Below are 8,799 nucleotides of genomic sequence, written 5' to 3'. Positions count from 1 at the left end.
ACTCCCCCACTCCCCGCCCCTATTCCCTATTCCCTATTCCCTAATTATGTAGTATTTTGATTGCAAGTCTGTTTAAGAATTCATCCCATGCAACAGTTACTCAAGCAATTATTTAGTAACCAAAAATACGTTATTCGTCTCATTTTCCCTGTATTGATGATGATGGCGACTTCACTGTTTATTTTACCTGCTGCTGCTACTGGTGTATACCAAATACCCAGTTTAACGGCAGATACTTGGATTTTAGATCAAGGTGATGTGATTAGCAGATTGAATGAAGGTCAGATTAGCAAGGCTTTCCAGGATTTGGCTCAAAAAACTGGCAATCAAGCCAGAATTGTCACTATTCACAGCCTCGACTACGGAGAAACACCGGAAAGTTTTGCCAAGGGATTATTTAGTAAATGGTTTCCAATAGCGGCAGAGCAAGCCAATCAAGTATTATTACTGGTTGATACTGTTACTAATGGAATGACTTTACTGAGTGGGGATAATGTGAAGTCATTATTAACTGACTCTATTGCCGAGAGTGTGGTTGAAGAAACATTAGGTACAGCATTACGTGAAGGTAATAAATACAACCAAGGATTTTTGGATGTGAGCGATCGCCTGGTTGCTGTGTTATCTGGTCAACCAGATCCCGGTCCACCAAAAATTAAGGAAACAGTTCAGGTAGAAGGAACTTTCACCAAAGCTGGAGAAACAGATAAGGGTAATGCTACTGCTTGGGTGGTTGGGCTATTAATTGCTGCCACTGTTATCCCAATGGCTACATACTACATTTATCTGGTGTTTCAAAAACCACCCTCTCAGGAATCTGAGGAATAGGGGACTGGGGACTGGGGGTGTTTTTTGATTTGTAAGTTTCTTGTCCTTATTACTCCCGGTTCGCCCATTTAAAATCGAGTTACAAAAAAGCTGAACGATTTAATCAGGGTTTTCGGCTTTGATAAAAATGTACTACCCTACAGACTTTATGCGATAGCGAAGCGCTGCTGCAAGCAGTTCGCATAAAAATAGAGTTTTAGCGCCGGATGTGGTAGTTCAAGCTAAATTTCGGGAAATCGCTAAAACCATTACGACACCTGGATTTCTTGTTTTTTTGGCAATTTCTCGAACTCCAAAAAAAATGAGCGAACCGGGAGTTATTAACTCAAGTTGCTAGTTATCTAGTTGAGACTGGTAATGGGTAATTGAATTGGTAATAGGTAATTGGTAATCAAAGCTCTGGTTTCATCCTGTTCATCCTTTAATCCTGGACATCCTGATTCTGACAATTTACCTAACTAGCAACTTACATTATTACAAGAAAGACTGGGAAGTTTGAAAGCCCCTGAGAAATAGGAACTCCAGTTCCGTCTTTCGTGGTACAGACAGGGGATGAAAAACGACTCGTTTAGTCTTAAGAATCCCCGTGTCCTTTAGACCGGGGAGTGTCAATTGCGTACTCTATTTAATCTTGAATGTACTCTTTGCCTGACACTAAAGCCATTTCAGCGCGAACAAATTCCCTACCTAAATAAGCTGCATGATCTAATAAAGTCACAGGACAATTTGGAGTTTCTTCAAAAATCTTGATACAGAGTTCTTTGGCTGTACGTCCGCTAAATACAGTTGTGTGGCTTCTTTCCACTTTACCGCGAACAGGAATCACTTCACCTGTTTCGGGATTTACGGCTAAACCACGTTCGTTAATCACATTAGTGAAGTGCTTGGCATAAATTAATCCTTCCTTTTGGTCTATGTAAATAATAAAATAGCCGTTGGGGTCAAGATCAATATGACGGTGAGAAAGTTTATAATCAATTGCTGTCAAATCTTCGAGTAGTAAATCCTTAGGCATTGTCAAAAGTAAATTTATAGAAAGAGTATTTTCAGATTACATCAATATACAATAAGTAGGTGAGCGTTGAAAATTGTCGTTATGGCAAGGCAAAAGGCAAGAGGCAAGAGGTAAGAGTGAAGAGGGTTTGGGCGATTTTACATTTCTTTACACAGTTTGGTTTTATTGTGTTCACCTACTTATCTAGATCCCCGACTTCTTTGAGAAGTCGGGGATCTATTTTGATCTATTTCCTTATTTGAAAGGTAACTCTGCATTAATGGCATCCATTTCTTTTTGTTCTAGTTGATTAACTTCCCGCACCCAAGGCAGGATAATTTGCCCTAAACGGTGGTTATAAAAGCGATGCAGGCTGTAATTCGGTGTAGCAGGGAACCCCCGGCGTTTTTTATGTTTACCACCAGCACCGGGGTCAAAATTTTGGATACCATGAGCGATCGCCCATTCAATTGGTGTATAATAACAAGCATCAAAATGTAAGCAATCTATGTCTTGAAAACTCCCCCAATAACGTCCATATAGTTTGTCTTCTTTAAATAAACAAAAGGACATCCCCACTGGTTGACCTGGATCTTCTTGATTATAAGCCGCAAAAAATACCACCCGATGCCGATAATTATGGTGCAACTGTTCAAAAAAGTTCTTGGTTAAATACTTACTTCCCCACCAACCAAATTTATCACAGGTATCAGCATAGAAGTCATACATTAACGGAAACATAGAGTTAGGAATTTCCTCACCCGTTAACGCTTGCAATCTTAAACCTGCTTTTTCTACAGCTTTACGTTCCCGTTTAATATTCCGTCTTTGATTAGCATTAAATCCAGTTAAATAATCATCAAAAGTTTGAAAATTAGCATTTTCCCAAATATAACTATGATGTAGCCAAGTTGTAAAACCCTGACTTTCTAAAATCGGTCGCCATTGGGGATCAACATAGAGAAAATGACAACCAGAAATCCGATGTTTCACACAAAAACTATCAATTTCATGGAGCATTAAAGCTGTAATTTCTTCTTCATTTTCTCCCGCAGCAATTAAAAAGCGATAGCCTTCAGTCGGGGTAAATGGAGTCATTCCGAGCAACTTTGGATAATACTCTATTCCCAACCGAGAAGCTAATTCTGCCCATTGATGATCAAAAACAAATTCCCCTTGGCTATGTCCTTTTAAATATAAAGGAGCAGCGGCAATTAAAGTTCTATCTCGCCACAAAATCAAGTGATTTGGCAACCAACCAGTATTGGCTGTAACACTTTGAGATATTTCCAAATTGTGCAACCAATCCCATTCTAAAAAAGGCGTTTTTAACGGCATCGCTAAAGCATCCCAGTCTGCTTGGGGAACATCAGCGATTGTGTGCGTCCAAACAAGAGAATAATGGGGTTTGTGTTCTTTGATCATTGTGTATTTGTCCAGTAATTTTAGATTTACTTTTGACTCATGCTTGAGCGCACTACATTTCTGGTCTGGGCGCAGGACCTGCGCCCCTACGGGATTATTCTATAGTGTAAAAATACTTCCTGCTCTACGGTGGATACTTCTAATAATTGTAACTTAGGCACGAGATCAGATAAAAATCCTGTCCCCTCAACAGGTGAAGGCGCAATACTACCACCTAAAATCAGTGGACAAATAGTTAACCAGATTTCATCAATTAAATTAGATTCTAGGAAAGATGCTACTAATTGTCCTCCTCCCAAAATAGCTAAACGGGTAATTTGTAAACTTGTGAAATATTCTAAAGCCGCCAAAATGTCAATTTCTTGGCTAGGAGTTTCAAAGACTAAAACTTCTTCAAACTCTGATCTTTCTTGCCAAAAATAAGCTCCCAGAGAGGTTGTGAGTAACCATCGTCTCACCGGTTGTTGAAAAAATTTAATGTCCGGATTCAAGTTGCCTGAACGGGAAATCACTATATGAACTGGCTGGGGGTGCTGATTTGCTATTTTCCTTTGTTGCAAGAGTATTGTATCTGTGATGGTCATTGTTGTACCGTAGGCACGAAGAGTACCAGCACCAAATAAAACGGCATCAGATGCAGCAATTTGTTTCCCCAGGTGTATTTTATCAGCCACTGAGCCAAATCGAGCAGGCGATCGCCTAAAATCTGCTATTTTGCCATCGGCACTCATGGCTAAAACTACTGTGGTATGAGGACGATGTTGCATCATTGCATTGCTCTGATATTTCTGTTTGGTAGATATATTTTCTCACAATTTATCACAATAAGACAAGATTGATAACTTTTATACCATTAATATTAATATGCGACAGCACTCACTATTTAATCTACATTTTATGAATTTTGGTATATCATGTTTGTCCTTAAACCAGAGTAAGAATTAGTTAATTTTTTTAATTTTTTAATTCTTACCTGTTATCTCTTATTTCCATGAGAAATTTAAACTAATAGTAAACTTATCATCAACTAATAAAATGTCTCCTTTGGTTAGTGTAATTTCATATCTTTGTAATTGTCATTTAAAGATGCGAAGTGAGACAAACAATGGCTAAATCTCGTCAATCGTCATTTCGACAAATTTTAGTAACAAGAATACTACTGGTATTTGTCCCAGTTTTATTAGTAGGAGAAATGGTTGCCCTCAATAAAGCCCGTTCTAGTCTGTTAAATACTGCCCGACAAAATTTAACAGAAAGTGCGGTTAACAAAGGAGAAAAAATTAGTGATGATATTGCCGCTTTGCGCTCCAATTTAATTACAGCCAGTCAGACAAAAGTAATTAAATCTGGTTCGCCTTTCCAAATTGAACAATTTCTTAAACAGCTACATAAACAACTACCAACCCAAATTGATTGTCTCCAATTCACCCACATTAAAAAAGGTGAAATAATAGCCAGTAGTTGTGGTATTCAAGAAATTACACCATCCGGCTTATCTGCCACCAGTGATGATGTTGATATTCAATTCATATTACCATCTCAATCTGGAAAAACTGGTAAAAGAGACAAACAAAATCAACTCCAGTTATTTTTATCAATTCCTATTGCTAATCAACGTGGTAATTTAGCTTACCGATTAAGCATTAAAACTACATTGTATCAACAAAATCCCAATCATCCAGGCTCATTGACGGGTCTTTTAGTAGTCATTGCTGAAGATGGTAGAGTTTTAGCCCACCCATTGCCAGAAAGAATCGGTACTAATATTAAAAATTATGCCGATGTGGAAAGAATACAAGCCATAGTTAAAAATGCTTTGGGTGGAAGTAATAATTCTAGTAATTTATCCTTTGTTGAAGGAGAGGAACTAGTTACAGGTTTTACAGCTACTACTAAACCTATCACCACAAGACCATCACAAAGATGGATTGTCCTAGCAGTTACAAGTGTAGAAAATGCCCTATTTGGTTTAGAAGAAATTAAACTAATTCTGATTGTTTTAACAGTTGGTTTAATTGGTGCAAGTTTATTGGCATCATTTTATTTAGTTCCTTATTTAGCCGGTCCTGTTGAAGAACTCCGCGACTATGCTGTTAATCTTCATAGTCACCACGCAGCACAACCTATTCCGCGCAACTTTAAAATTCGGGAATTTAACCAATTAGCACAAGCATTAGATCAAATGGTAGAAAGACTCAAAGATTGGGCGGAAGAATTAGAAATTGCTTGGAAAGAAGCTAAATCAGCTAACCAAGTAAAAAGCCAATTTTTAGCTACAACTTCCCATGAGTTAAGAAATCCCTTGAATATTATTATTAATTGTGTACGGTTAGTCCGTGATGATTTATGCGACAGTAGAGAAGAAGAATTAGAATTTCTCAAAAAAGCTGATGATACAGCAATTCATTTATTAAAGATAATTAATGATTTACTAGATATTTCTAAAATAGAAGCTGGTAAACTTTCCGTAACTACAGTACCGCTGGATTTACGACAATTATTATTAGAGGTAATTAACTTACAATCAGTTAATGTCCAACATAAGGGACTGCAATTAATTTGTAATATAGGTGATAAACCTATTCCTATAAAATCTGATGCCATTAAACTTAAACAAGTGCTAATTAATATTATTGGTAATGCCACTAAATTCACTGATGAAGGGAGTATTCAAATTACCACAAATATTTATCAGCATCAGCATTATGTTTTAGTTTTCATAAAAGATACAGGAATTGGTATTGACCCAGGAGAACAAGGTAAACTATTCCGTCCTTTTGTCATGGTTGACGGTACAACTACGCGCAAGTTTGAAGGAACTGGATTGGGTTTAGCAATTTCTCGGAATTTAATTGAACTCATGGGTGGTAAAATTACCTTAGAGAGTTTGGGGTTAAACCAAGGAACAACAGTAATTATTAAATTACCTTTGATTGATCTGGCTTTATTACCTAATCCAGACAAAAAAGATGTGGTCAAAAATGGAGTTAGGAGTTAATTCTGGCTCTCGGAAATGTTCGGCAAACGATGAATTTCAAATTACAACCTTCCTAAAATGAAGCGACTTTTTTTAGGTATTTTTGTGGTGACAGCTTTATTACTAACTCCTGGTTGTTCATCAAATACTAAGTCTACGGAAACACAGGTTTCACCTAGTATGATGATCAATCATGAGGGACATTCTATGGGAAATATGAATCATGGGGATAATTCACAAATAACTACTAAGGTTAAATTAACTGCTCCGAAAAGTTTATCACCAAATCAACCGATTAACTTAGTTATTGATATTCAAGATGTGTCTGGTAAACCTGTTAATAAGTTTGACATTTTCCAGGAAAAAATCATGCACTTAATTGTTGTTAGTGATGATTTACGATCTTTTGCTCATATTCATCCCGAATATAAAGAAAATGGTCGCTTTGAAGTGACTGCCAATTTTCCAGAATCAGGTAATTATACACTTTTCAGTGATTATAAACCTGCTGGAAATAAGGAAAATGTCTCATTAATGAATATTACAATTCCTGGTACAGTTCCCTTACCAAAAAATTTAGAAAAGTTCAGCAAAACTAAAACTATCTCAGATACTCAGGTTAATCTGAATATTTCTGAAAAAAATATTCAAGCTGGTCAAGAAGTAACTTTAAGTTTCGATTTAAAAGACAATAAAAATCAACTAATTCAAGATTTACAGCCTTATTTGGGGGAAAAAGGGCATTTAGTAATTATTAAAAGTTCGTCTCCTCTCACTGCATCTGATTATATCCATGCACACGCAATGAAAGATTCTGCTGACGGAAAGGTTGAATTTCATACTAAGTTTCCCAAACCAGGAACATATAAAATGTGGATGCAATTTAATCGCAATGGACAAATCAAAACCGCAGATTTTTGGGTAAATGTAGAATAGAAAATCGTAGATTGGGTTAAGTGATAGTGCAACCGCCAGGGAATGAATTCCCAGTCTCATAACAAAAGCCGGCTCAAGCCGACTATGTTTTTATGATGCTTCCACGAAATTTATCCTTTAGCAACCGCCAGGGAATGAATTTTCAGTCTCATAATGAAAGCCGGCTCAAGCCTACTATATTTTTATGATCCTTCCACAAAATTTATCCTTAGTCAGCTTTAGCTTACTTGGCTCTTGCGGTACTTTTATGGTGGAAACTCAAATAACTAAAATTTAGGGTTTAGGAACGCAAATTTAATAACCTGCAATTCTGATGTAACCTGGAATGGTGCGTTACGCTGTCGCTAACACACCCTACTTTTGCACCTTATTTAATTCACATTCCTTATCTTTGGGTAGGACACAGTAATGGGGTACAAATTCAGATTGTAGTGTTAAGTAATTGGACAAAAATATTTACAGTCATTGCGAGGGAAGGGAAGCAATCACAACCCTTGGAATTGCTTCATTTCACTTCGTTCCATATGGCTAAGGCCACGCAACGCTTACGCAATGACATTGTGTAATTAATTTTATCTCACTACTTAGTTGCTTCTTAGCCGCCATCTGTTAAGATTAATCAAGAATTAATAATTTTTAAAACCAATACTTGGAGAGTCTAATGTTTATTACTGAATTGTCGCCCCTATTTCAAGAACTAGCCCAACATCCAGTTTCATTTTTAGGTGGGTTCGTTTCTGGTGTCCTCCGACTCAACCTCACCGAAGATCCCGTCAAAAGTTGGTTAAATAAAAAAGGTTGTGGAAATAGCTCTAGCAACCTGAGTACAGAAGTACAAAACGGCAAAGCCAATGGACCGCAACAAATCACAATTGACTAAATCACTCAATTTATTAGTTATCTAAAGTTTAGGCTGTAAATAGGTAATAGGGAATGGGTAATTACTCGCTATTCCCTATTACCTATTCCCTATTACACTGCGGCGTAAGTGAATGAACTATTTTTAAGCCTTGTAATCAATAGACATCTCCAGAAATTAAAGATGTGTTACCTGAAACCTTTGTAGAGACGTTCTATGGGTAGGGATTCTCGGCTCTACCATCTTTTTTGGAGATGTCTATTAATCTGCAACAGGCTATACCAAGTACAAATATTATAAAGAAATAATTAAGAGTCCTATTATCTATCGCGGTGATCATTCTAAAGTTAGAGCTAAGGATCACAATGGAATGAAAGTGATTCTGGAAAAGTTGTCAGATTGGTTCATCCGCAAGTCTGGTATTTAGGCAATAACGAGCTATATTCTGTGTGTAGTCAAGCTGCACGATAAACAACCATGTTCGCCATTGTGTCAGCTAATATTACCGTCTGTAAGTGCGACTAGCCAAAGTTACCAAAAACTTGTTGAGTAGGGATATTGCCAGAGACTTGTTTTGATGATAGGGTGAGTTTAGTTTATATTTTTAAGAAAAAACCCCCAGTGGATGTTAGCCGACTAGGGGAGTTTAGTTATCAGGGTGCATCTACCAATTAAATGTTCTCCAGTGCATAACGATCCTCCGGATAAATTTATATTTAACGAGTTTGTTTTGAGTTCGGGGTTCAACTAGCCACAGGTTTTTGATAACGGTAGAAAAAG

The 8,799-nt window shown here is 37.1% G+C and carries 7 protein-coding genes; 4 read left to right on the top strand and 3 right to left on the bottom strand.

Features of this window, described 5'->3' with window-relative positions:
- The first annotated feature begins 87 nt into the window (after window positions 1-87).
- Window positions 88-828, top strand: coding sequence for a photosystem II repair protein Psb32 (psb32, locus tag FJR37_RS24760; RefSeq protein ID WP_168467382.1), 741 nt, complete (start codon window positions 88-90; stop codon window positions 826-828).
- A gap of 625 nt (window positions 829-1,453) precedes the next feature.
- Here the strand turns inward: psb32 and FJR37_RS24755 are convergent.
- The 3 genes from FJR37_RS24755 to FJR37_RS24745 all read right to left on the bottom strand — a co-directional run bounded on the left by FJR37_RS24755 (window position 1,454) and on the right by FJR37_RS24745 (window position 4,017).
- The gene (locus FJR37_RS24755) at window positions 1,454-1,843 is read right to left on the bottom strand and encodes a DUF4346 domain-containing protein (RefSeq protein ID WP_039205126.1); all 390 of its coding nucleotides are present in this window, start codon (window positions 1,841-1,843) and stop codon (window positions 1,454-1,456) included.
- Window positions 1,844-2,077: 234 nt separating this feature from the next.
- Window positions 2,078-3,247: a GNAT family N-acetyltransferase gene (locus tag FJR37_RS24750; RefSeq protein WP_039205123.1), complete on the bottom strand. Its 1,170-nt coding sequence runs from the start codon at window positions 3,245-3,247 to the stop codon at window positions 2,078-2,080.
- An 86-nt stretch (window positions 3,248-3,333) separates the two neighbouring features.
- A complete protein-coding gene (locus tag FJR37_RS24745) occupies window positions 3,334-4,017 on the bottom strand; it encodes a RibD family protein (protein WP_039205121.1) in 684 nt (227 codons plus the stop codon).
- Window positions 4,018-4,352: 335 nt separating this feature from the next.
- On the opposite strand from FJR37_RS24745, the gene FJR37_RS24740 reads away from it, so the two are divergent.
- The 3 genes from FJR37_RS24740 (at window position 4,353) to FJR37_RS24730 (ending at window position 8,040) form a co-directional block, all read left to right on the top strand.
- Entirely contained in the window at window positions 4,353-6,245 is a 1,893-nt protein-coding gene (locus FJR37_RS24740; protein WP_039205120.1) for an ATP-binding protein, read from the top strand.
- A gap of 57 nt (window positions 6,246-6,302) precedes the next feature.
- Window positions 6,303-7,160 (top strand): hypothetical protein, encoded by an 858-nt coding sequence (locus FJR37_RS24735; RefSeq protein WP_039205119.1) that lies wholly within the window; start codon window positions 6,303-6,305, stop codon window positions 7,158-7,160.
- Window positions 7,161-7,821: 661 nt separating this feature from the next.
- Complete coding sequence (locus FJR37_RS24730) at window positions 7,822-8,040, top strand: hypothetical protein (RefSeq protein WP_039205117.1); 219 nt, start codon at window positions 7,822-7,824, stop codon at window positions 8,038-8,040.
- Window positions 8,041-8,799 lie beyond the last annotated feature (759 nt).

It is taken from the genome of Aphanizomenon sp. UHCC 0183 (genome assembly GCF_009712065.1).
Classification (GTDB): Bacteria; Cyanobacteriota; Cyanobacteriia; order Cyanobacteriales; family Nostocaceae; genus Dolichospermum; species Dolichospermum heterosporum.
The sequence above is the reverse complement of the archived record's forward strand: the minus strand, read 5'-3'. Positions and strand labels throughout refer to the sequence as shown.